Below are 23,591 nucleotides of genomic sequence, written 5' to 3' on the forward strand. Positions count from 1 at the left end.
TAGATTTTTCTTTCATGAATGTTAGATTTAAAATTTAGTATTTTAGCTTTGATTGTTATTTTTTAATAAAAAAACATGACGTTAAAAAATGCCATGTTCTTTTAAAGTATTAATTTTTAATAACGTGTTTTAGGGAGCTGATTAAGACCTAGAGGTTGAATTTCCTGAAGTTGAAGGGGTTGAGTTTGTAGTTGAAGTTGATGATGAAGTTGATGATTGATTAGCTAATATCTCTGGTAACTTCGCTAAAGCTTTTGAAATATTAATATTTAAAACAAAGCCAGAAATAATGCTATTAATTATTGAAGGGAATGTGATTTTTGAGTGGTTTTTAGGATCTTTTACTTTTTTTTCTAGATCAGTTAATGCTCTATTGAGCGCAGCTTTAACTATATCAGTGCCTGGTTTTTTTAGAAAAGGTGTAGCAAATTCTCCAAGTGTTTTTAAAATTTCTGCTAGTGATTTTTCTGATGCTGATTCAGGAATAAGATTGACAAGAATACTAGAATAAAAATTTCCTGATTTTGCAACTAAGTCTTTAAAATCTAATTTTCCAAAAATATTTGAACTCAAAACTGATATCATCGAATCAACCAAATCTTTTTTATCATCCTTAACTAGTGATGCTTGCGATTTTTCAAATTCAGACTCTTCATCAATGAAATCGGTTTCGGATTTATTGTCATTTATTTTCTTCAATAGTTCTTCATTAGTTTTTGCAACACTTGAGAGATCAAGAACATGTCTATATGTTAAATTTCCTGAAGTATTATCAGTGAATTTTGTAGATTTTTTAATATTATCAACAACAGCACCAGCTTGAGATTGATCAGTTGCTAATTTTAGCAATAATTGTTCAGCTATTTTTTTGTATCCCTTAACTTGAGGGTGAATATCAAATTGTGTTGCTCCTAATTTTGTATCAGAATCATTTCAAATGTCTGCATCAAATGGATCAACGTAATTTACACTAGCTTTTTGCGCTGTTTGGCGAATTGCAGTATTAATTTCGGTTGTAACTTTTTGGAAGTAATCTTTTTCTAAACCAAAATCATTAGCAAAAAGGTTACTTAAAACTTGAACTAAAAGTGAGTTTGGCAATTTATATGGAAGTAAATTTATATGTAAATTAGGATTAATTGTTTTTAATTCTTTTAAGAGATTTTCTAAATCTGCTTTAAATTCTGTTATTTTGGTAGAAATTTCGTTTTTTATATATTTGGCTATTTTTGGTTTTAAATCCTCTTTTTCCTTAGTATCTTTCTTACCATCAGCAGGAGCTGTTTCTTGAGTTGTTGCTGGGGCTGATTCTACAGTAATTTTATCTAATTCCTCTTTAATTCCGGATGTTTCAGGAGATAAAAGTGAGCCAAATTTGGTTGCAACTAAGAAAATATCATTAGCGCCAAGAGTCATTGTCAAAAGATTAGCGTTTTTAATTTTCTGAGTTAGTTCAGGGTAACTTGATTTATTAAAATTGCCAAAAACGGTAGATAAATCATTAAATTTTGTATTTTGATCGTTATTTTTAGGGACAAAAGGATTATCAGCGACTTTTCCAGTTGTGTATTTTGTAGGATTAATTAAATTAAGTCAATTTTTTACTGTTGCACCAGAAAAAGCCAAATTATCATATGAAACCAGCGAATCTTTGTTCAACTTTTGCAAATAGTGCGCAAAAAAGGAAGGATACGAAAGACCACTTACGCCCCCCCCTTGCGAGTTAAGCTTACCTTGAAAATCGCGATAAGTTTCTTGATTAAATCCGGCGGTAACAGAATCACCAATGGCTAAATATTTGAATGATTGTAGTTTTGCTGAGTCTTGAGAAACACACGCAACAAACGTTACTGCAGTAGCTATTGGTAATAAACCTAATGATATAAGTTTTAATCTTTTTCTAACGGGATAGTTTTGAACATTTTTGTATTTCATACTGTTTCCTTTCGATTTTAGTTTAATAAGTTAAAAATTATACTAAAAAAAATAAAAATAAAAAAAACTAAAAAATCTAAATTAGTTGAAAAACCCCACTTTTAATTCGCGGATTTTAGTATTTTTTCTATAAATTTAAGGCATTTTTGGTCAAAATTGCAACAAAAAAATTAAATTAAAATTAGCCTACTTATTTTATTATTTATTAAAAAATTTTATCTTCGTGAATTAATATGCTAATTTACTTTAGTTTGCTGGATCTCGATTTTTCCGGTTTGATGGCAAAAATTAACTTTTTATTGAATAAAAATATGCAAAATACCGGTAAATCCGGGTTTTTTGACGCTAAATCTTAATTTTTATAGTTTTGAAGTTAACGTTCTGCAAAAAAATGCTTGGTCAAAAATAAAGTTATGTTATAATTACTATCACATAAGAATAATTAATAAATTTGATATTGAATTAAGGAGTGCTTATTATGTTTTTGTCATAAAAAAATCAGAAAATGCGAATTTTCCATTATATTTTTAAATATGATGGTATGCCTTAAATTTCACCGTTTAGAAATCTAGAAATTTAGGGCTTTTGGTTATGGCTCTTTCAAAACTTCACATATTTTTTTAGGCTCAATTTAAATAAAAACGAGTTTTCTATTTACATTGAGTTTAAATAGTAGTTGTATTTTTTTATGGTTTTTGTTATTTTGTCCATAAATTGATTTTTGTCAGTGTTTTAAACTAAAAAAGCAGTTTAGATATTTTATATTTTGCTTTTAAGTTAAAATTTTAGCTTTTTTAGTTTGCTTTATTTGATTAATAAGTAGATTTTTTCTTTCATGAGTGTTAGATTTAAAATTCATTGTTTTTGCTTTGATAGTTATTTTTCCTGAGTTTGCCAAAAAAGTTAAAAAAGTGCCCAAAACTAAACCAGGACACTTTTTTAGATTATCTCATTAAACTGGGAAACTCGGAAATATGCTAATTTACTTTAATTTCTGGATCTTTTTAATTTAAAGGAAACTTAAGTACAATTAATTTCAATAAGAAACAATGGTTTTAGAATTAACCAGTTTAAGGAAAACAGAAAATAATTTCCTAAAATTTCAACTGAAATTTTAGGCTAAAAAACAGTAATTATTAGGATTTTTTACTAAAAGCAATATTTCTCGAAATATAATAAACCGATTCAGCAAGTGTAGGGTGGGTAAAAGCTGAATTTTGAAGGTCTAGAATTGTCATATTTTTGCTTATTGCTAATGCGATTTGGTTAATCAAAGTCGATGAATCTTCAAGAAAAATAGTTGCTGATAGAATTTTGTAAGTGTTTTTTTCGTAATTAATTTTGACAAAACCAATTTCAAAATCTAAGTTAGCATGTGCTCTTGGCAAATTTCTTGCAAAAACTTGCGCTGATTCAAATTCAATTTTTGCACTTTCTAGCTCTTTTTCACTTTTTCCAACAAATGAAATATCTGGATTTGTGTAAATTGCAAACGGAATATTGGATTTTACAAATTTTTCATTAGATTTTTGGTGCAAAATATGTTTTGCAACAACATCTCCATGTTTATATGCGCTTGTTGATAACATCATAATTGCGTTTAAATCGCCAATTGCATAAATATTTTCTTCAGAGGTTTGGAAAAATTCGTTTACTTTTAAAACACCATTGTCATATTTTTCTAGATTTAACTCAGAAAATGAATCATTATTAACAGTTCTACCAACTGCAAGTAAAATATTTCCGGTTTTATGTTTAGAAATATTTTCGCCTTGTTGAATAAGCAGACCATCAGTTTCGTATTTTAAAACTTTTGCATTTGTTATGACATTTATTTTATCTCTTTGGATAATTGAATTGACAGCATCTCTTATTGATTCGTCAAAATTACCAAATAATTGATTATTTGATTCAATTATAGTTATTTTTTTGTCAAAGTTGGCATAAAAACTAGCAAACTCAAGGGCAATAACTCCCCCACCAATTATTGTTAATTCATCAAAATCGTGATAATCTAAAATTAAATCATCAGAAGTATAAACATTTGCGTTTTCAATGCCTTCAATTTGTATTTTTCTTGGCCTACTTCCGGTTGCAAGAACTATTTTATCGGCATAAATTTCGTTGTTTTCAGCTTTAATTATGTTTTTAGAAACTAATTTTGCTTCTTGGTTAAAAACAGAAACGCCTGCACCATCTAGGGTACCTTTGATTGCTTGTTGCAATTTTTTACTATTATTACGGGCATTTTCAAAGATTTTTTCTAAATTAAATGTGTGACTAGATTCAAAACCGTATTTGTCAGAATTGGACATTAATTGTCTTATTTTTGCAGACTTTAAAATTGTTTTAGTTGGAATGCAGCCTCTATTTACACAAGTTCCGCCTAAGACATTTGATTCAAAAAGTGCGACATTTTTACCGTTATTAGCTAAAATAGCAGCCAAAGAGTATCCGCCTGGACCGCCACCAATTACTGCAACATCAAATTTTTTCATATGTTACTCCTTTTTTGAAGTTAAAATTAATAAATTATGAACAGCAAGCTTTTTAAATAATTTTAAAAAAGAATGCTTGCTTAGTTAAATATTTTACAGCAAAATTGTAAAATATTTAATTTATTAAAATTAAAATCTATTTTTAATAAATTTTAATAATTTTTTTTAGTAATTTTAGCACCAAAAAACGCTTGTTTAGCAATAGTTGCCAAATTAATTATTTAAGAGAAAAATTATACAAACTTAAATTTTTAATAGCCAAATTTCTTAATCATTTTAGGATCATTAAACCATTTTTTAGCAACAGCTACTCTGTTTTTTAGAACAACCTTTTTACCAAAAATCTCTTCAAGTTCCTTGCGAGCGTTAGTACCAATTTGTCCAAGAACTGAGCCGGCTTTACCAATAATTATCGGCAAATGGGATTTTCTACCAACATAAATTGTTGCATCAATTCGGATACAATTTTTTTCTGATTCATCAAAATTGTCAATGACAACAGCGGTTTGGTGTGGAATTTCATCATCAACATTCAAAAGTATTTGTTTTCTTATTATTTCTTTTGCAAAAAAACGTGAACTTTGATCAGTAACATCTAAATTATTAAAAAAATGATTTGACGGATAGGCATATTTTTCAATTTGACTTAATAAATTAACTCGTAAATCTTCAAAATTAGTTGAAAAAGGTAGAATATTGTCAAATTCAAAATCAAATTCTTTCATTTTTTGTGACTGTTTTTCAAAAGTAAACTCGCCGTCTTCAATATCAGTTTTAGTAATTATTGCGATTTTGTTTTTAATATTTGCAATTTTTTTAGCAAATGCCTGTGTATTTTCATCAATTGGCTCATTAACTGGCTGCAAAAAAAGAACAAGATCTATTCCCTCAAGTGTCGAATTTATTGCGAAATTTAGAGAATTACTTAAATTATTAATTTTATTATGAAAACCAGGTGTGTCAACAAAAACTATTTGAAGATTATCTTTATTATAAATTGCGTTAATTGCATCTCTAGTAGTTTGGGCTTTTAGACTAACAATTGAAACTGGAAATTGAACAATCGAGTTTATTAGTGAAGATTTACCTGAATTAGGTTGGCCAATAACTGCAACAAAACATGTTTTTGTATCCATATTTATAAAAAATCCTTATTAAATTGCAAAGGGAGAAGTTGATTTAATTTTTTCTCAATAAATTCTGCTTTTGAATTATAAAGAAAAATGCTAACATTTTCAGAAAAAAATTCAACAAAAACTTGTAAACATTGACCACAAGGGACAATAAATTTACTAGATTTTGGGCTATAAATATGAATTTCTTTAAAATTTTCAGGGTTAACTCCTTGGGCAATTGCTTGAAATATCGCTACTCTTTCAGCGCAAATTCCTGCAGGATAAACGGCATTTTCAACATTAATACCTTCAAAAGCGCCTCCTTGTTTTGTTAGCAAAATTGAGGCTACTGGAAAATTAGAATAAGGACAGTAGGAATTTTTACTCAGTTTTTTTAGGGATTCAAATATTTGTTCCATTAGCGAAAAATCTCCAAATTTTTTAAAATGTTCTCTACTTTTTCGTGCATAAATTTATTATTTTCATCATTATCATGATCCAAACCTAGTAAATGATAAAGGCTATGAGCAAAAAGGTATGAAAATTCGCGTTTTTCGGTGTGATTATAGTCTTTTGCCTGTTTTTGAATTTTTGATGGTGTCATAAAAATTTCGCCTAAAAAATGAATTTGCAAATTATTTTCTTGAATTTTCAAGCCACTTGGAAATGATAAAACATCAGGAACATAGTCTTTATTTTTGAATTTAAGAGCTAGTTTTTGGGCCTTTTCTTCACTTATTAGCATTAAATCTAGATTAATTTCACCTTGTAAATTTTCATTTTTTACAAAAATTTCAAAAATTTTTTTAAACAACTTTAAAAATTTAAACTTAACCTTACTTTGATTCTCAAAATTAATTAGAATTTTCACCATTTATATTTAATTTTATTCTATTTTGTAAAAAGATCTAAAAAATTACCTGTATTTTTTAAAAAAAGAACTGCCGGCAATTGAGTTTTTGGCTTTAATAATAGCGATTTTGTGAATTCAATAACAAATTCATTCTGTTTTACATTAACAATTTTTGTAATTTCAAGTCTAACTACTCGGTCCTGAAATTGAAATTGGGCAAATGAATCTTTATCCATTAAATAATATATGTCTGAATTTACTGTTGCAAATGTTTTATGTTTTTCATCGATTTCTAAAATAAAATTAACGGTCCTATAAGTTTTTATTTGGAAAAAATAGTAAAAACTTGTACCCATCAAAATTAGCAAAAAGACACTAATTATTATTGTTATCTTATTGTTTTGATATATCTTTGATGTCAAAAGTTTCTCCTTGTTCAATTACATACCTTTTTGAATGAGAGATCTCGATAAACATTGCATTTTTTTGGTAATTTGAGATTACTTTCTTTAAAAATTCAAAATTTTTTTCATCGATGTTTTCAAAAGCCTCATCTAATAAAATTAAGTCAAAATCCTTAGTTAAAAGTTGCAAAAGTGCGATTATTTGCTTTTGTCCACTTGAAAAATTTGAGCCATTGTTAACAAATTTTGAATCAAGGGAAATTTGCCATTCATAAAGCATTTCTTGAATGTCAAATCGTTGAAAATTATTAATTAAATTTTGAATTTTTTCAGGATTTTCATTTGTTATAAAAGAAAGAACGCTAATGTTAGGGAAATAATTTTGCGATTTTATGTAACAAATTTTCTTGCGTAACTCATTTTGGTCATAATATTTTAAATCAAGATTATTAATTAAAAAATCACCGTTATAAACAATTTCCTGATTTAAAAGTCGTAAAAATGTAGACTTTCCGCTTCCATTTTTTCCAATTATGTGCAAATTTTCTTTTATTTGCATTTTTTCAATATAAAAAAGCGTCTTATTTTTATAATAACTTACGCTTAGATCTTTTAATTTTATATCTGAAATTTTTTGGTGATATTTGCCGGTTGTCTCTTTTTCAATGTTGAGCACAAAATTTAAAAGCTCAAATTCCTTTAAAAAAATTGGCAAATTAGTGACTATATTAACAAATGAAGAAAGCGGATTAATAAAAAAACTAAAAAAACTTAAAAAAAGCAGTAATTCGCCGATTGATAATTTTTTGTCAAAAATTCAAAAAGAGGAAATAACTACAATTAAAATTGGTGCTATTGAAAAAAGAAAATTATTGAAACTTGATAAATAACTCTCTTTTTTCCAAATATTAAATTCTGTTTTTTTATAACGGTAATATTTTTCATCAAATTGATGTTTTAAATTTTTATAAACATCATCACGCTTTAAATTTTCAAGCGAAAAAATCATGTCATTTGTACTTGTCAAGCTATTTAGTTGATCTTCCATTAAAAATTGGTGATTTTTTGAAATACTTTTTCGCACAATTATGCTAATAAAAAGGTAAATTATGCCTATTCCAATAATTAAGCCCAAAATTTTAATGTCTATCCACAACAATATAAAAAATGAAATTAAAAAAGTAATAACTTCGTTAAAAATATGGTAATAAAAACTGGCCGAAAAAGCTGCAAAACTTGGAATTAAATTAATTCTTCTAATGTAATCATGATTATCTAATTTTAAAAGTTGAAAATTTTTGCCCGTTTTTAAAGCATTAAAAAAACGGTCAAAAATATCTTTTTCAATTTTTAGTTCAATTTTATGAATATATATTTTTTTAATAATATCTTGTAAAATTCGCCAAATTACAACCCAAGCAAAGAAAAGACTCACTTTTATAACAAGTCCAATGTCTTGTTGTGGCAAAACCTTGTCAATTATTGTTTTCATGAATAATGAAGATAAAAAATTACTAACTGCAGTTATAAAAAATAAAAAAATAAGATACCAATTACTTTTTGACTCAAGGAAAAATCACCAATTATTCCATGATTTATCTTTTATTTTTGATCTTTTATATTCAGGATCTTTTTGGGCAAAAATTACAACATTTTGGAAAATTTTTGCCATTGTTTCAGCTTTAATTTTGACTTTTCCTTTTAAGGGATCGATAATTTCAAATTTTGATTTTTTTACTTTTGTTAATAAAACATAATGATTTAAATCACCAGTTTTAATTAGAATAATAGTCGGTTTTACGATCTCTAAAGTTTTTAAATTCTCATAAGGACCCCCGTAAGATTCAAGAATAATTCCAAATTCCTTTGCTAATCGCTCTAAATTAGCAATGTTTATCCCGTCATTTGAATAAAAAGCTTTTGTTTTTAAAGAGTTTATTGATATTTTTTTATCATAAAAGAAATGATAAATTGATTGAAGAACCGCCAATCCACAATCTTTTAAATCCTTTTGCAAAAATACTTTCATCTTCTGCCCTAATTGTTGTAAAATTAATTAAAATATTAAAAAATAGAAAAATTTAGGAAAAACTAACAAAAAATTATGGAACAATACAAATTTAATCGAATTTTCTTAATAGTAACTGATTCGCTCGGAATTGGGGATGATGGTTTTCAAGAAGTTTTTGGCGATTCGGGCGCAAATACTTTATATTGTGTTTCAAAAACTGGTGAATTAAGAATTCCTTTCTGAAAAAAAATGGGAATTTCTAATGTGGCTAAAATTGAAAATAGTGGCAAAATAAATAAAGAACCACTTGCTTATGTTTCAAAAATTATCGTAAAATCAAATGCAAAAGACACCCTCGCGGGTCACTGAGAAATGATGGGAATTGAAACTGTTAATCCTAACCCAAATTTTGATCAGGGTTTTCCTAATGAACTAATAAGAGAGCTCGAAAAAGCCTTTGATAATCGAGAAATTATTGGCAATAAATCAATTAGTGGGACTGTAATTTTGTCAGAATTAGGACAAAAATCTATCGATGAGGGCAAAATAATTGTCTATACCTCACCTGATTCAACTCTACAAATTTGTGGTCATGAAGAAACATTAGGACTTGAAAATCTATATCGCTATGCAAAAGCTGCAAGAAAAATTTGTTCTTCAAGGCCAGAATGAAACGTTGCTCGCGTTATTGCTCGCCCTTATATTGGCCAAAACGGAAAATTTACACGCACTTTTAACAGACATGACTATGCAAATACACCGCCAAAATCAATTCTTGATAGATTACAGCAAAAAGGAATTGAAACTATCGGAGTCGGTAAAATTGGCGATATTTTTTCAAAACAGGGACTTGATAAAATTTTTGGGCCTGACAGTGATGAAAATAATATGGATATCGCAATTGATATTGCCTCCAAATCCACAAAAAATCAATTTATTTTTGTGAATTTGGTCGAATTTGACTCAAGTTATGGTCACCGTCGAGATATTATGGGATATTGTCAAAATTTAAATAATTTTGACATTAAACTAGCAAAATTAGTAAATACTTTAAAAGATGATGACTTGTTAATTGTTTCTTCTGATCACGGAAATGACCCTTGTTTTCCCGGCACAAATCACACACGCGAGGCTCTACCACTAACAATTTTTTCAAAAAAATTCACATCAAAGTTCAAAAAGTTAAAAAATCCTGTTGATTCACTTGCAACTATTGGAAACATAATTGCCAGAAATTTTCAAGTTGAGCAAGCAGAAATAGGTGAAGATATTTTCGATTCTTTAGAATAATTATTCCTTAAATTTAGTAGCTTTAAATATTTTAATTTCAGAATTTTTCCAATAAAAGGGCTAAATAATTGTTATAAGTTCTTTTTAATATATTGAAAAATGATAAAATTTTATTAAATTTAAAGTATAATTTATTATTTTTTATAATTAGTAAGATTTAAACTCAATTATCTAGTCAGCAAAAGCAAAAAAGTGGAATAAAATGAATCATTTAAACAAAAAAAATTCGCCAAAAAGCCAAAAATATAGGAATAAGAAAAAAAATACTCTTCCTTATTTTGATCTAGAAGCAAAGGAATTTGCACATGTTTTACAAAAGCAACGCTCTCTTTTTGTAAGTTCGGTCGACTGTAATAGTTCTAAAAATTTACCTGGTAATTTAAGTCAAAATGAAACTCAAGAGGGTCTAAAAAACTACGACATCTTGAGACCCCAAAGTTGTCAACACAACAGCAATTTAATGAAAATAACATATGAAAATCGAGCTTTTTGCTCAAATAGTGAGTCAATAAATCATCAAAAGAACCATATTAAAAACTTTGAAGACGACGATGAAAATAGTTGTCATGAGTTTCAAAGTCTATCCAAACAACGAATTAAAAGAATGGCTAATATTTCAATTATTTATGGCTCACAACTTTTTGATCAAAATATCGACATTGATGAAATAAAAAATAAGTATTTTGAAGTGACTTTTGATCAGCTAAAAATTCTTACTTTTGTCAAGAAAAACTATGTTTTTTTGAAAAAAGTCATTACTTTACAGTTAAAATCTAATTGAAGTTGAGATAGAATGTTGCCATTGATTCGATCAATTTTGCTTTTGGGAGCTGCTGAATTATTTTTCCAACCTCGCCGAATTATTTTTAATGAGGCTATTGAAATCACTAAAATTTTTAGCATTGAAGGTGGCGATGAATTTAGTTTTGTAAATGCTGTTTTGCAAAAAGTATACAATTATTATGAAAACAAGAATCTTCTTAGACCTCAAAAATAAACATGAAATAAAAAGTCATATCAAAATTGAGACTAAATTTTGAAAATATAAAAAAATACTTGGAAAAAAATTTAAATTTTTATTTTATAACCTTTCAAAAATTTTAGAAATTAGTGTTTCAAATCAACAATGTGCTCAACTTGATTTAAAATTAGTCAATAATATTTACAAAGTTGAAAATTGAATTTCATGCATGAAACAGTTTTTAAACCTAAATTTATTCAGCAACTTAAGAATTCATAAAAATTTAGCAATCTTTTTGTTTTATAGTTGGCAAATTTACCTACAAAGATTTAAATTCAGACAAAAATTATTCGACTTTGAAGGCCGTCGAAGAGATGCTTTTAACAATTTATCGCTTGAATGAATAAAAACTGATCCAAATTTTAATATCAAACTCATTGAAATTTTAAGGAGATGAAAATAAATGAACCTACTTAGCAAAATTCTAAGCATGGGTTTTGAAAAAGCTGAATCATTAATTAAAACTGGTCATGTAAAAGTTAATAATAAAGTATGCCTTCTGCCAGCATATAAAATTAAAGATTTAGACCAAGTGACAGTTGAAATAAAAGAAAAATATGTCTCCCGCGGCGCCATAAAATTACTTTGAGCTTACGAAAAATTTGGACTTGATTTTAATAACAAAATTGTTCTAGATATTGGGTCTTCTAAAGGTGGTTTTACACAAATTTGCCTTGAAAAAGGCGCAAAAAAAGTTTTTGCACTTGATTCAGGCTTGAATCAATTAGATTATTCTTTAAGAATTGACCCTAGAGTTTCAGTAAAAGAAAAAACCAACATTAAATATGTTACAAGTGATTTTTTTGATGAAAAAATCGACATAATTGTTTGCGATGTTTCCTTTATTAGTCTCAAAATTGTTGTTAGTGTTGTAAAAAATCTGTTAAAAAAAGGGCAAAGTTTTATTGCTTTATTTAAACCTCAATTTGAGGCTAGCTCAAAATATGTCCAAAAAGGCGGTTATGTTTTGCCTGAATTTCATGAGTTTTTAATTAACAGACTGGTTGAATTTGCTAAAAATGACTTTGATTTTGTTAATTCGACTAAATCGCCAATTAAAGGGTTAAAATCAAAAAATATCGAATATTTTTTGCATTTTATCAAGAAAAATGACTAATTTTAAAGAGTTTTTTCCTTTTTTAAATAAAGTAACTTATTTAGATTCAGCAGCAATGACGCAAAAACCGATATCTGTAGTTGAAAAAATTAACCATTTTTACACAAATTGTGCTGTTAATACTCATTCATCAAATTCAAAAATCGCCTTTGAAAATTTACAGATTTTAAACCAAACTCGTGAAAAAATTGCAAAATTAATTGATGGTTTGCCTGAAGAAATTATTTTTACTTCCGGAACAACAGAATCAATAAACCTTTTTGCCAATATGATTAAAAAAGTCATAAGAAAGGGAGATGAAATTTTGCTCTCACCTTTAAATCATTCTTCAAATTTACTTGTTTGAGTCAAAATTGCTCAAAAGGTGCGCGCAAAAATTGTTTATAGCACAAAAATAGTTGACAAAATTTCACCAAAAACAGCTGTTATTGCTTTAACTCAGGCAAATAATTCAATTTTAGTTGATCTAGATTTAGCCAAAATTTGAGAAACAGCTATAAAAAACGGCGCTTTTGTAATAAATGATGCAACACAATCAATAAACTTTCAAAAAGTTAGTATGAATTTTTGCCATGCATTGGCTTTTAGTTCTAATAAATTTTACGGGCCAACTGGATTAGGCGTGCTTGCAATAAAAAAATATTTGATGGGGTCACTGGAACCTGTAAAATTTGGAGGGGGCATAATTCGAAAATTTGACAACAAAAATTTGCTTTTTTATAATGATTATCGCAAATTTGAGGCCGGAACACTAAATTTTGCTGCAATTTGGGGCTTAAATGCTGCTATTGATTTTATAAATGAAATTGGACTTGAAACAATTTATAAAAAAATTAAAATTTTGTCTGATTATTTATATGAAAAATTAGAAAAAATTGATGATATTGAAATTTTTTCTAAAAAAGGCGACCATATTATAATTTTCAATATTAAAGGTTTTAGCGCTCAAGATGTTGCTTCATACCTAGGAAATAACGATATTTATGTTCGAAGCGGGAATTTTTGTGTACCGTTACTAAAAAAAGTGCTAAAAAATGATAGTTTCATCAGAGTTTCGCTTGGTTTTTACAATGATTTTGCTGATATTGACGACTTAATTACCAACTTAGAAGAAAAGAGGTTTTTAGATTTTGTATAATGATTTTATTATTCGACGAAATATTATTGTCGATGCTAATGAAAAATTCAAAGAAAAGCGACGAATTTGTAAGTCAACAAGCTCTGAAATGAATAATAACTGTGATGATTGGGCTCAGTTAGACTTAGAAATTATTGGACAAAAAATTAAAAAAATACAATTTTGTGCTTCAGGTTGTACTCTTTTGCTCGCAAGTTGTTATTTATTTGAAAAAATTTTAATTAATAAAACCATAAGTGAAGCGCAAATTTTGCTTGAAAATTATGAAGAAATGATTAAATCTCAAAAAATTATCCCAATTTTAGGAGATTTAAATGCGCTTTTTATGGTTAAAAGTCACCCAAACCGAGTAATTTGTATCAGTCTACCTTTGTTTTTGTTGCAAAAACAAATTAAAAATCATGAAAACAGTTAGAATTCATAAATTTTTATCGCAAATGGGAATTGCCTCCAGACGAAAAGCCGAAATATTAATCAATGAAAAACGAATAAAAATTAATGGCCAATTTGCACGAATCGGCCAAAAAATTTCTGAGCTTGATGTTGTTGAGTTTGACGGTCAAAAAATAAATAAAAAACCAAAAATCGTCTGATATGCGCTAAACAAACCAAAAAATTATATTACAAGTCGAACTGATCCACAAAATAGGCCGACAATAATGGAATTTTTTGATAAAAATTCCTATTTGTTTCCAGTAGGACGACTGGATTTTGAAACAACCGGTCTAATTTTGGTAACAAATGATGGCGAGACTAGCAATAAATTACTTCATCCTAGTTCAAAAATTCAGAGAACATATTTAGTCAAAACTGATTTTAACTTAAATGACGAGGAAATTAATTTTTTGAATAACAATGAAATTTATTTAGATAATGTAAAATCTGTTCAAAAAGTTCAAAAAGTGGCCTCACGGACATATATTGTCAAAGTTTGGCAAGGTTCCAACCATCATGTTAAAAAAATTTTTATCTCTGTTTCCAAAAAAGTACTTATGCTCCGAAGATTAAGTTTTGCAACTATTGAACTTGGAAATTTAAAGCCAGGTGAAAAACGTAAACTGTCTCAAGCCGAAATTTTGTCACTGAAGAATATTTTTTAACAAATTAAATTTTAGCTAAACAACTATTATATATAATTATTCGTGTAATACTTAAATGAAAAATGATTCAACTATGGGAAAAAATAATTTTGTAACTGATAAGCCAAAGAAAAAATTTTTTAATAAAAAAACCTTTTTATTTGGTTTGTCAGCTTTAGTCTTTTCAATTGCCGTAACAGTTTTTATTCTCTTTACTTTTATTTTTAGGTTAGTTGATGTTGAAGGTAACTCGATGTTTCCAACTCTTCAACACGGACAAAAAATTTTTATTAATAGGGTAAAATCACCAAAAAGAAACAATATTGTCGCTTTTAATTACAAAGAAATAGTTTTAATTAAAAGGATTTTGGGACTGCCAGGGGATAAAATAACTGTTAAAGAAAATGAAATTTACATAAATGATAAAAAAGTTGCAGATTTTATCAAAAGCGCAACTTTTTTGTTCGATGGAATAGTGCCTGAAAATAAATTTTTTGCTGTTGGTGATAATTTAGAAAACAGTAGCGATAGCAGAGATTTTGGATTTTTTGATCTAGATGATGTCATTGGGATTTTATAGGGATTAAGCACTTGCTCTACATAAATTTATTAATTTATAAATATAGACAACTGTTAAAATAAAAAAATATAATTTTTTTGCAAAATATGATGAAATTATATTTTTTTATTTTTACTTTCTTGTTTTTGAAGATCATGATATAATTTGTTAAAAATATAAGAACAAAATTATAAGGAGAATATGATGAAGGTAACAAGCGATTTTATCAGTTTTGGTAATTTTTATAGATCATAGTGATTTAACCAAAAACAAAAATCGGTTATTTTGGAAAATATCGGTTAGGCACTCCTAATTTTAAAAATATGTTAAAAGCTAGTGAAAATACTTACTTTATTGGAGACTAAAAGAAATCAGAAAAATCAGCTACTATCGAATTTATATCAAAAAATTTAAATCTGTAACTGTTGATAATTCTGTTGATGATAAATTAACACTTCCTTATTTGGTTAATGATGAAAAATAAATTAATTCTCACTAAATTTTTGGGAACAACACTTTTAATTCCGGCATTTTTTTTAACTTCCTGCGGAAATTTAATTCATTTTATTAATAAACAGATTTTTAACACAGATGACGGAATTAACAATCCCCAAAATTACAATTCTCACTATTTTTTAAATTTACTAGCAAAGCATTATGAAGAATTTAATGCAAAAAACGGCACTTTTTCAGCCTTAAATCTGTTTTATAATCAACCCAAAAAGCAGAGAGATAAACATTTATTCCTTGGCGAACAAAGTAGAATAATAATTGAAAACCTCGAACAATTTCAAAAAAATATTGTTGATAGAACTGAAGAAATTATAAAAAATAATCCTAATTTTGCCAAAATGAATACTTCTGAACTCAAGTCAGAATTTGAAGACAAATTTCTAAAAGGAGAACTTCTTGAAAAAGTCTTAGAAAAAAATAATATAATAATACGCGAACGTATCAGATATTCAAGGCCAACTCGTGTTACCTACTATTATTTTGAAGAAAATGGTTTTTCAAACATTACAGCCACAAGATTTGTACCAGATTTTGTTATAGATTCGAAATTAATTGAACCCGATGTAGTTTTTGATGATTCGCCTTTTTTTAATGTTATAGTCTACCCTAAAAATAAAACAATCACCTTTAGGGATATTGATGAAAAAATTTATGCTGGTGATAATGATAAAATTATAGATTATGAAAAGGAGAAAATATTAATTGAAACAGAAGCTAGAAAAATTTATAATAAACTCGCAAAAAAGTACAATTTGTCAAAAAACGAGATTAGCAGTTCTTCCCCCTCTTTTATGTCTATTATTATCGATTTTAGCCAAGAAATTAATAATATTAAAACTTTAAAGCCAAAAATTCTTGATTTAATTACAAATAGAATTAATCCTTGATCTAACAGTTTTTTACCAAAAAAACACGCAATTATTAAAAATATTGACGAATTTAAGACAACAATTATCGACCGAATTTTAAAATTAGATCCTAGATTAAAAATTGACCAAAATGATCTAATTTTTGATTTTGAACAAAAGTTTCTAGATGGGGAAAAACTTGATGAATTTCTAAAAAATAATAATATTTTTATTTACGAAACTTGGGAGCGAATTGGCTATGAATCATTTTGAAGATGGGTTCCCCATAGTATACCGGATCCTAATAATTATCCAAAAAGGGTGGAATGAGAAAAATTAGTTCTTAGAAAAACAGAAGATAATAATATTTTTTTGACACCAATTTTTAAAACGGATTTAACACTAAATTTTGTTAGAAGTCCTAAATCTAGTTTTGATAAAGTTGCTTTCCAAATCTTGGCTTTTCCTAAGGATAAGAATATTGTTTTTGATAAAAACGTTAGCCGACTTGAACTAATTGAGGATTTAAAAAACAATTATTTAGATAAGTATGAAGAAAAAGACAAAAAAAATAGCAATAAAACACACATAAGTTTAAACTAGTAGAAAAAATCAGACCAATAATTTTTATTTGTAGTTTGTGGTAAAAATTCTTTTATATTTTAAACAACCATTTTATAGACTTTTGTATAGTTTTAAAAACCAAAAACTAAAAACATAAAGTTAAAATCTAAAATAATGATCTTGCTTTTAGGTCGCAAAAAGCAACAAAAATGCCGCGTTTTTGCACCTAAATTAACACAATAATTTAGATCTTTTTAAAAAATGATTATTCTAAAAAATTTTTTTAGTGAAATTTAATTTTGTTAAAAAAATTAATCTAGTGTAATTTTTTGTTTACCTATATGCATTAAAAATCACTTTCGACAGCGAGGCAAATCTAGACCGCTTTTATTTATAAATTTTTTATTTTTACACAAAATTAACAAGTTTTCTTCAATTTCTGAGTCAATTAGCGAAGGTTTTAGTTCTAAATCTGTGATGAAATTTGGGTATTGTTCAGAAATTATTTTGTATGCTTCAATAAAAAGATCACTAATATTTATAATTTCTCACCTTATCAAACCAATAATAGCTAATTTTACGGCTAAAATTTGATCATCCATTTTTGGCAATAGGATACCTGGGGTGTCAAGAAAAAGAAATTTATCATAGCTAATTCATTGATTATTTCTCGTTATTCCCGGTTGGTTTCCTACTTTTAGTTGTGATTTTGTGATTAAATTTATTAGCGTTGATTTTCCAGTGTTAGGTACTCCGACAACAAAACATTTTAGACTTGGTGAAAAAAATTTAGTTGAATTTTTTTCTTGTTTTATTTTAAATATTTTATTTAAATGTGATATAATTTCTAATCTAGCTGAATAATCTCGTAAATTTACAAAGAGAACAAAAAATTTTTTATCCGTAAAAAATTTTTTTATTTTAGTGAATTTATTTTTATCAGCTAGATCAATTTTTGTTACTATTACTAGTGTCATTTTTTCTTTTGCAATTTGCGAGAAATTCTCGTTTAGACTAGAAATAGGACATCTGCCATCCACAACTAAAATAAAAAGATCTGCTATTCGCGCTTTATTTTCTATGTCATTTATGCTTTTTGCCATATGACCTGGAAATCAATTTATTTTCATGCAATAAATTATAAATCTTTTTATTAAAAAAGTGGTATAATTGTAAATTGTGGTCACGTAGCTCAGTAGGATAGAGCACGAGCCTTCTAAGCTTGTGGTCAGAGGTTCGAATCCTCTCGTGATCGCCATTTTTTTATTTTTAAAAATAAAAAAAATAAATAAAAAAATTTTGCTTTTTCAAAAAATAGTGTATAATTATTAATTGGAGAAGTAGCTCAGCTTGGCAGAGCGCTACGTTTGGGACGTAGTGGTCGCAGGTTCAAATCCTGTCTTCTTCACCATTTGGGGGGGTAGCTCATCTGGCTAGAGCGCCTGTTTTGCACGCAGGAGGTAGAGGGTTCGACTCCCTTCCTCTCCACCATTGGCTCTATAGCTCAGTTGGTTAGAGCGTCCGGTTCATACCCGGAAGGTCATGAGTTCGAATCTCCTTGGAGCCACCAATTTTCACATAATATATAACAAAATCGCCTGGATCTATAGCTCAGCGGTTAGAGCATCCGGCTCATAACCGGTTGGTCATTGGTTCGAATCCAGTTAGATCCACCAAAATGGGCAATTACCCAAGTGGCTGAAGGGACTAGTCTTGAAAACTGGCAGGGGTGTGAAAGCCCGCGGGGGTTCGAATCCCTCATTGCCCGCCATTTATTTTAAAAAAAATCTTAACACAGCGGAGTAGAGCAGAGGTAGCTCGTTGGGCTCATAACCCAAAGGCCGTAGGTTCGATTCCTACCTCCGCAACCAAGGTCTAGTAGTAAAGTGGTTAATACGCCTCTCTGTCACGGAGGAGATCGCGGGTTCGATCCCCGTCTAGACCGCCATGGCTCCGTAGCTCAGTTGGTAGAGCAACGGTTTGAAGCACCGTGTGTCACTGGTTCGATTCCTGTCGGAGCCACCATACCTAATTGCAACCTCCAATAATTTATAAGTAGTTATAATAAAAATGTCGTAGATTACGGCATTTTTTAATTTTTAATTTTTTTTTAATATTTTTTAGTTAAAAAAAATATTTATCTTGTAAAATTTAGTATTTATTTTTATGTAGAGAGAAGGTATTAACAATTTTTTACCAAAATCCGGATTTTTATCTTTCCCTTACTGTAAATTTACTAATTTTCCTTTTAATTATTCTAGCAGTTCCGGTTTTAATAGTATTTTTGATTGCAATTGTTAAACCGCGAATTAAACGAACGTCAAATATTTATCTCTATTCACTCAGCACCGGTCTTTTGTTGATGGTTGCAACAGTTGGACTTATGCAAGAAGGATTTAATGGTGCTGAAAATTTCGCTCATAGCTATGGTGATCTAGAAAATTTATTTAAAATTCTAATAATTGGCGGCGGTTCAATTTTAGGTCTGACAAGCGTTTTTATTGCCCGTTGATTTTTTATTCGCATTTTTAAAAAAGATTTGCACTTGGATCACAAACAGCACGATCATAGCGATCATATTGTAAATTTTTCTGACATTGACAGTCCAAAATCTGCTTGACTTGCAATTTTACTTCTACTTTCACACCGAACAATTGATGGATTTATACTAGGATCTGTTATTGCCAGAGTGACTGCAGGAGAAGAAGTTAATTGATATTTAATTGGGACTTTTGTCGCTCATATGTTAATTGAAATTTTAATTATTCATTATCGGCAAGTTCAATATGGTCAAAGTATTAAAAAGTCCGTAATTTACAACTTAATTACAACGCTAATTTTAATTCCAATTATCGTAATAGGCGCTTTTTTGAATAGATTTTTTATTCAAACTGGTTGACTAATTCCATTTTTCAATGTTTCTGGTGGAGCAATTTTGAGTTTTGTGGTAATAATCGAATTAGTTCCCGAATTTATTCACCTCAGGAATAATTCCTCAAAACAATGGCATATTTCGCTTATTCTTTTTGCAGCCGGAATTGTTTTTGCCCTTATTCTTTTAACACTTCACCAACACTAATTTTGAATAGTAAAAATTAATTTAGCAAGTTGTTTTACAATTTTTAGAAAATTTCGAGCCTTACAAAGCTCGTTTTTTTGTTTTTTAAGGAATTGTCTTGAATTATTGGAACCAAAAATTTAACTATTACAGTTTTGGTGTTATCATAAAATGCCGTATTTTACGGCACTTTTTTAGTTGAGCCCCGTTTTATCTAAGGTTTAAATTTCAACTTTTGGCACAGATTATTTTTGTCATCAAAACTAAATTAATTATTATTTAAACAAAAATATTTTTTTAATTATGTTGGTACACATAATTAAAAAAATTTCGAAGTTTTTCAACCAAAAATTCAAAAAAAGCCGGAAATTATGGTATAATTTTAAAATTAGTATTGCTTTTAAAAGGAAATATATGATTGAGGACAATAAAAACCATAAAGATAACGAAGAAATCAAAGAAATTGATTCTAGCTTAAATAGTGAAGATGACAAATCGGATGACTCAGACCAAATTTTCGAAGTTAAACCAACAATTTTAGAAACAGTAACTGACAATATTGTTCCAATTAAAATCGAAGATGAGATGAAAGTTTCATTTCTTGATTATTCAATGTCAGTTATTGTTTCAAGAGCTCTACCTGATGTTCGTGATGGACTAAAGCCTGTTCATAGACGAATTTTATACACAATGAGTGAACTTGGAATAACTTCAGGAACTAGTTATAAAAAATCAGCTAGAATTGTCGGTGATGTTCTTGGAAAATATCACCCACATGGTGATGCTTCTGTTTATGATTCAATGGTTCGAATGGCTCAACCTTTCTCACTACGCTACCCACTTATCGATGGACACGGTAATTTTGGTTCAATTGATGGCGATGAAGCTGCGGCAATGCGTTACACTGAGGCGCGACTGTCAAAAATTTCTAATAAAATGATTGAAGGTATTAAAAAAAATACTGTAAATTTCAGACCTAATTATGATGCAAGTGAAATGGAACCTGAAATTTTACCAGCACGATTTCCAAATTTATTAGTTTCAGGGGTTTCTGGAATTGCTGTTGGAATGACCACCAAAATTCCACCGCATAACTTAGGCGAAATTATTGAAACTTTCATTACTTTTGCAAGAAATCCAAATATTGACATTAATGAATTAATTGAGACTCTTCCTGGCCCAGATTTTCCAACAGGCGCAATAATTTCGGGAAAAAAAGGGATAAATCAAGCATATTTAACCGGAAAAGGTACTTTTTGAATTAGATCAAAAGCAAAAATTGAACATTTAAATTCAGGTAGATCACGAATTATTTTTTACGAAATTCCTTATGAAGTTAAAAAACCCTCTATTATCGAAAAGGTTGCTTTTTTAGTAAAAAATAAGAAAATTCTTGGAATTAAAGATATTCGTGATGAAAGTACTCGTCACGGAATTCGTGTTGTTTTTGATATTAAAAAAGGATTTAATCCTGAAGTTATTTTAAATAAACTTTATCACAGCACCGATTTACAAATTAGTTATTCAATAAATATGCTTGCGCTTGTAAAAGGTGTGCCAAAATTAATGAATTTAAAGGAAATTTTAACTCATTATCTTGAACACCAAAAAGAAATTAATCTTCGTGTACTCAATTTTGACCTGGAAAAAGCTAGCGAAAGACTTAATATTTTAAGCGGTTTAAAAATTGCTATTGAAAATATTGACAATGTAATTACAATAATAAAATCTTCAAGTTCAGACCAAATTGCTCAAGAAAGATTAGCCCAAACTTATAATTTAAATCCTGTTCAAACAAAAGCAATAATTGATATGCGTCTTGGTCGGCTAACTAGTTTGGCAATCGAAAAATTAATTAGTGACATTGAAAGTCTAAAAATCGAAATTGATGAGATTAAGTCAATAATTGAATCACCTGAAAAACTAATTGAATTAATTATTACCCAACACAAAGCAACCGCTGAACAATTCAGTGATCCACGAAGATCTGAAATTATTACCGAAATTATACGACTTAATGAAGAAGATTTTATCCCTAATGAAAAAGTAATTATTTCGCTGACCCAAAATAACTATGTAAAAAGGTTAAATTTAGAAGAATATCGGCTACAAAATCGTGGTGGCTTTGGTGCCTCAGTTTCAAATTTATACAAAGATGACGAGCTAAAATCTGTTTGCATTACAAACACCCACAGCGATCTTTTAATTATTTCCTCAAGTGCTAAAATTTTCAAACTTCGAGCTCACCAAATTCCTGATAGTTCAAAACAAGGAAAAGGTCTCCCATTTTTAAATCTTGTACAAGTACAAAAAGATGAAAATATTAGTGCATTAATTCCTTGAAACCAGCAATACAAAGATCACTGACTTATCACGGTTTCTGCTTTTGGTTATATTAAAAAAACGGAACTTTCAGAGTTTAGTTATATTCCAAAAAATGGAAAAATCGCTTTAAAACTTGTTGAGGGAGATTATTTAAAATCAGCCTTTATTGTCCCAGCAAGTTCTGAAATCAATATTATTTTAGCCTCATCCCAAGGACTTGTAAATCGCTGGGCAATTAAATTATTGCGAAATACCGGTCGGGCTTCAATCGGTGTTAAAGGAATCGCTCTTCAAGAAGGACACGAAATAGTTGGCGCTTGTTACACTTTTGGCAATGATTTTGTCTTTAATTTAAGTAAACATGGTTATGGGAAAAAAACTCCTGTTGAAGAATACCGACTAACCGGAAGAGCAACTAAAGGACTAAAAGGTCTAGACGACGAAAAGGCTGGCGATCTTATTTTTGTTGGCACAATTGGCCCAGATCAGGAAGCAATAATTATCACTAAAAGAGGCTTTGCAATTAGAATTGATCTTGATAGCGTTCCAATAATTAGTCGTAGGACAAAAGGGGTAAAATTAATTAAACTCAAAGGTGAAGACGAAATAAGTTTTGTTACTTTAATTAAAAAAGAGGCAAATTAATCTATCAATTTTAGACAAATCACTAACAAATTCACAGTTAAAAAAAATTTAGGTGCATTAAAATTACAGAATCTAAAGACTTTAAAATCCTAATTTTGCATTTTACAGTGTAATTTAGACGCTGATTTATAGTCTTAAATTCATCCCTTTTCTTAATTTTTGACGTCAAACTAGCAAACCCAGGAAAAATAACTATCAAAAAAAACACTAAATTTTAAATCTAACCATTACGAAAGAAAAATCTACTTATTAATCAAACTAAAAAAGCTAAAATTTTAGCTTAAAAAGCAAAATTATGAAATTTTTAAACCACTTTTTTAGTTTAAAACGCTAACAAAAACCATAAAAAAATACAACTACTATTTAAACTCAATGTAAAAAGAAAACTCTTTTTACTTAAATTGAGCCTAAAAAAATATATGAAGTTTTGAAAGAACAATAACCAAAAGCCCTAAATTTATAGATTTCTAAACGGTTAAATTCAAGGCATTCCATCATATTTAAAAATATAATGGATAAATCGCACTATCTGATTTTTTTATGGCAAAAACATAACCAAGCCCACCTTAATTCAATATCAAAATTTATTAATTCATTCTTAGTGACTCTATTATAACT

Annotated in this window: 19 protein-coding genes and 9 tRNA genes; 20 read left to right on the forward strand and 8 right to left on the reverse strand. The window is 28.4% G+C overall.

Going from position 1 to position 23,591, the window contains the following annotated elements; all coding sequences use genetic code 4:
- Positions 1-141 precede the first annotated feature (141 nt).
- The 7 genes from V3255_RS03340 to V3255_RS03370 all read right to left on the reverse strand — a co-directional run bounded on the left by V3255_RS03340 (position 142) and on the right by V3255_RS03370 (position 8,834).
- Complete coding sequence (locus V3255_RS03340) at positions 142-1,935, reverse strand: SGNH/GDSL hydrolase family protein (RefSeq protein WP_341516241.1); 1,794 nt, start codon at positions 1,933-1,935, stop codon at positions 142-144.
- 1,136 nt (positions 1,936-3,071) lie between these two features.
- Positions 3,072-4,433: a dihydrolipoyl dehydrogenase gene (locus tag V3255_RS03345; RefSeq protein WP_333503506.1), complete on the reverse strand. Its 1,362-nt coding sequence runs from the start codon at positions 4,431-4,433 to the stop codon at positions 3,072-3,074.
- Positions 4,434-4,684: 251 nt separating this feature from the next.
- On the reverse strand, positions 4,685-5,569 hold the full coding sequence (era, locus tag V3255_RS03350; RefSeq protein ID WP_333503507.1) for a GTPase Era: 885 nt from the start codon (positions 5,567-5,569) through the stop codon (positions 4,685-4,687).
- Positions 5,570-5,571: 2 nt separating this feature from the next.
- Positions 5,572-5,967, reverse strand: coding sequence for a cytidine deaminase (gene cdd, locus V3255_RS03355; RefSeq protein WP_333503508.1), 396 nt, complete (start codon positions 5,965-5,967; stop codon positions 5,572-5,574).
- Positions 5,967-6,419, reverse strand: a complete 453-nt coding sequence (gene ybeY, locus V3255_RS03360; protein ID WP_333503555.1) for an rRNA maturation RNase YbeY — start codon at positions 6,417-6,419, stop codon at positions 5,967-5,969. Before ybeY ends, cdd begins: the two co-directional genes overlap by 1 nt.
- Positions 6,420-6,439: 20 nt before the next feature.
- Positions 6,440-6,823 (reverse strand): MAG1140 family protein, encoded by a 384-nt coding sequence (locus V3255_RS03365; protein WP_303438725.1) that lies wholly within the window; start codon positions 6,821-6,823, stop codon positions 6,440-6,442.
- On the reverse strand, positions 6,795-8,834 hold the full coding sequence (locus V3255_RS03370; protein ID WP_337902991.1) for an Mbov_0121 family peptidase domain-containing ABC transporter: 2,040 nt from the start codon (positions 8,832-8,834) through the stop codon (positions 6,795-6,797). Before V3255_RS03370 ends, V3255_RS03365 begins: the two co-directional genes overlap by 29 nt.
- A 75-nt stretch (positions 8,835-8,909) precedes the next feature.
- Here V3255_RS03370 and V3255_RS03375 point away from each other — a divergent pair, with 75 nt between their 5' ends.
- The 9 genes from V3255_RS03375 to V3255_RS03415 all read left to right on the forward strand — a co-directional run bounded on the left by V3255_RS03375 (position 8,910) and on the right by V3255_RS03415 (position 16,984).
- Entirely contained in the window at positions 8,910-10,106 is a 1,197-nt protein-coding gene (locus tag V3255_RS03375; protein WP_333503511.1) for a phosphopentomutase, read from the forward strand.
- A gap of 202 nt (positions 10,107-10,308) precedes the next feature.
- Positions 10,309-11,103: a transcription antitermination protein NusB gene (locus tag V3255_RS03380; RefSeq protein ID WP_333503512.1), complete on the forward strand. Its 795-nt coding sequence runs from the start codon at positions 10,309-10,311 to the stop codon at positions 11,101-11,103.
- Positions 11,069-11,530, forward strand: coding sequence for a hypothetical protein (locus tag V3255_RS03385; RefSeq protein ID WP_333503513.1), 462 nt, complete (start codon positions 11,069-11,071; stop codon positions 11,528-11,530). Before V3255_RS03380 ends, V3255_RS03385 begins: the two co-directional genes overlap by 35 nt.
- Positions 11,531-12,244, forward strand: a complete 714-nt coding sequence (locus V3255_RS03390) for a TlyA family RNA methyltransferase (protein ID WP_333503514.1) — start codon at positions 11,531-11,533, stop codon at positions 12,242-12,244.
- The gene (locus tag V3255_RS03395; RefSeq protein WP_333503515.1) at positions 12,237-13,382 is read left to right on the forward strand and encodes an aminotransferase class V-fold PLP-dependent enzyme; all 1,146 of its coding nucleotides are present in this window, start codon (positions 12,237-12,239) and stop codon (positions 13,380-13,382) included. The genes V3255_RS03390 and V3255_RS03395 overlap by 8 nt, the downstream gene beginning before the upstream one ends.
- Entirely contained in the window at positions 13,375-13,797 is a 423-nt protein-coding gene (locus V3255_RS03400) for an iron-sulfur cluster assembly scaffold protein (protein WP_333503516.1), read from the forward strand. The genes V3255_RS03395 and V3255_RS03400 overlap by 8 nt, the downstream gene beginning before the upstream one ends.
- Positions 13,784-14,482: a pseudouridine synthase gene (locus V3255_RS03405; protein ID WP_333503517.1), complete on the forward strand. Its 699-nt coding sequence runs from the start codon at positions 13,784-13,786 to the stop codon at positions 14,480-14,482. Before V3255_RS03400 ends, V3255_RS03405 begins: the two co-directional genes overlap by 14 nt.
- A 55-nt stretch (positions 14,483-14,537) precedes the next feature.
- Positions 14,538-15,041, forward strand: coding sequence for a signal peptidase I (gene lepB, locus V3255_RS03410; RefSeq protein WP_333503518.1), 504 nt, complete (start codon positions 14,538-14,540; stop codon positions 15,039-15,041).
- 452 nt (positions 15,042-15,493) lie between these two features.
- Entirely contained in the window at positions 15,494-16,984 is a 1,491-nt protein-coding gene (locus tag V3255_RS03415; protein WP_333503519.1) for a hypothetical protein, read from the forward strand.
- A gap of 272 nt (positions 16,985-17,256) precedes the next feature.
- Here V3255_RS03415 and ylqF read toward each other — a convergent pair whose 3' ends face one another.
- The gene (gene ylqF, locus V3255_RS03420; protein ID WP_337902993.1) at positions 17,257-18,048 is read right to left on the reverse strand and encodes a ribosome biogenesis GTPase YlqF; all 792 of its coding nucleotides are present in this window, start codon (positions 18,046-18,048) and stop codon (positions 17,257-17,259) included.
- Between the two features lie 78 nt (positions 18,049-18,126).
- On the opposite strand from ylqF, the gene V3255_RS03425 reads away from it, so the two are divergent.
- From V3255_RS03425 to gyrA, 11 genes are all read left to right on the forward strand, one after another.
- A tRNA-Arg gene (locus V3255_RS03425) sits at positions 18,127-18,203 on the forward strand.
- Positions 18,204-18,279: 76 nt separating this feature from the next.
- Positions 18,280-18,356, forward strand: a tRNA-Pro gene (locus V3255_RS03430).
- Between the two features lie 3 nt (positions 18,357-18,359).
- A tRNA-Ala gene (locus V3255_RS03435) sits at positions 18,360-18,436 on the forward strand.
- Positions 18,437-18,438: 2 nt separating this feature from the next.
- Positions 18,439-18,515, forward strand: a tRNA-Met gene (locus V3255_RS03440).
- Between the two features lie 30 nt (positions 18,516-18,545).
- Positions 18,546-18,621 (forward strand) — tRNA-Ile (locus V3255_RS03445).
- Between the two features lie 4 nt (positions 18,622-18,625).
- Positions 18,626-18,716 (forward strand) — tRNA-Ser (locus V3255_RS03450).
- 25 nt (positions 18,717-18,741) lie between these two features.
- Positions 18,742-18,816 (forward strand) — tRNA-Met (locus V3255_RS03455).
- 1 nt (position 18,817) lies between these two features.
- A tRNA-Asp gene (locus V3255_RS03460) sits at positions 18,818-18,893 on the forward strand.
- A 1-nt stretch (position 18,894) separates the two neighbouring features.
- Positions 18,895-18,970 (forward strand) — tRNA-Phe (locus tag V3255_RS03465).
- Between the two features lie 337 nt (positions 18,971-19,307).
- The gene (locus V3255_RS03470; protein ID WP_080684858.1) at positions 19,308-20,024 is read left to right on the forward strand and encodes a hypothetical protein; all 717 of its coding nucleotides are present in this window, start codon (positions 19,308-19,310) and stop codon (positions 20,022-20,024) included.
- Between the two features lie 393 nt (positions 20,025-20,417).
- Positions 20,418-22,973: a DNA gyrase subunit A gene (gene gyrA, locus V3255_RS03475; protein WP_333503521.1), complete on the forward strand. Its 2,556-nt coding sequence runs from the start codon at positions 20,418-20,420 to the stop codon at positions 22,971-22,973.
- The last annotated feature ends 618 nt before the right edge of the window (positions 22,974-23,591 follow it).

Origin of the sequence: Mesomycoplasma ovipneumoniae, assembly GCF_038095975.1 — a bacterium.
Lineage (GTDB): Bacteria > Bacillota_I > Bacilli_A > Mycoplasmatales > Metamycoplasmataceae > Mesomycoplasma > Mesomycoplasma ovipneumoniae_C.